1 protein-coding gene is annotated in these 1,446 nt (G+C 65.6%); it reads left to right on the top strand.

The features are described 5' to 3' along the window. The first annotated feature begins 237 nt into the window (after window positions 1–237). On the top strand, window positions 238–1,428 hold the full coding sequence (locus tag IF89_RS0135335; RefSeq protein ID WP_030777204.1) for an IS110 family transposase: 1,191 nt from the start codon (window positions 238–240) through the stop codon (window positions 1,426–1,428). Window positions 1,429–1,446 lie beyond the last annotated feature (18 nt).

Below are 1,446 nucleotides of genomic sequence, written 5' to 3'. Positions count from 1 at the left end.
CTTGTCCTACCTTCCAGACGTGGGCCTGAGGCGGTCATTCGTAAGATCGTCGGACCCCAGGGGCTCTGGGTATGGCTGTGAGCTTGTCGCCGTTGGATGGCTCAAATGACTTGGCCGCCCGGAGCCCCGCGACGACTCGACCGCTAATTGGGATATGCGATTCGATCGCTGTGTAGGACAACGTCGGCGAGGTCGTCTGCGGGATTGCTGTTGGACGACGAGCTGGCGGAGGTGACCGTGCCCCAGATCTGGGCCGGCGTGGACATCGGCAAGGAACATCACCACTGCGTGGTGATCGACGCGGAAGGCGAACGCCTGCTGTCACGGCGTGTCCTCAACGACGAGACAGAGCTGCTCAAGCTGATCAGCGACGTACTCGCTCTCTCCGAGGATGTGCTCTGGGCGGTCGACATCAACCACGGCGGGGCCGCCCTGCTGATCGGTCTCCTGCTCGGCCATGACCAGCCGATGGTCTACCTCACCGGCCTGGCCGTTCACCAGGCATCGGCCGCCTACCGAGGCCAGGGCAAGACGGACGCCAAGGACGCCTTCGTCATCGCCGACCAGGCCCGCATGCGCAAGGACCTCGGCGCACTCCGGCCAGGCGACGAGATAGCAGTCGACCTCAAGATCCTGGTCAGGCGCCGCACGGATCTCGTCAACGACCGGACCCGACAGATCAACCGACTCCGGGAACAACTCCTCGAAATCTTTCCGGCGTTGGAGCGGACGCTGAGCCTGACGAACAAGGGGCCGGTCATGCTGCTGACCGGCTACCAGACCCCGGCCGCGATCCGCCGCGCCGGTGCCAAGCGGATCGAGGCCTGGTTGAAGAACCGCAAGGCCCGCGGCGCCGACACCATCGCCCAGGCCGTCGTCGAGGCGGCCCAGGCCCAGCACACCGCGTTGCCCGGCGAGAAACTAGCGGCCTCGATGGTGGCCCGCCTCGCGAAGGGGGTGATGGCCCTCGAAGAGGAAATTGCCGAACTCGACGCACTCATCGAGGCCCGGTTTCACGAGCACTCGCATGCAGAGGTGATCCAGAGCATGCCCGGTATGGGTGCCATGCTCGGGGCCACATTCATCGCCGCCACCGGCGGGGACATGGAAGCCTTCGGCACCGCTGACCGCCTCGCCGCGTTTGCCGGCCTGTCCCCGGTGCCACGCGACTCCGGCCGCGTCAGTGGCAACATGCGCCGGCCCCGCCGCTACCACCGCGGCCTTCTGCGAGCCTTCTACCTATCCGCCATGGCCAGCCTGCGATCGTGCCCAGCGTCACGCACGTACTACGAACGCAAGCGAGCTGAGGGGAAAGGACACAAGCAGGCAGTGCTGTCTCTGGCACGACGTCGAGCCAATGTTCTATGGGCAATGATCCGCGACGGGGCGTGCTATCAAGCCTCACCGACCGTCACCGTGGCGGCTTGACTTCCTGATTGGGAAGTC

It is taken from the genome of Streptomyces sp. NRRL F-2664 (assembly GCF_000719345.1).
GTDB lineage: Bacteria > Actinomycetota > Actinomycetes > Streptomycetales > Streptomycetaceae > Streptomyces.
The sequence above is the reverse complement of the archived record's forward strand: the minus strand, read 5'-3'. Positions and strand labels throughout refer to the sequence as shown.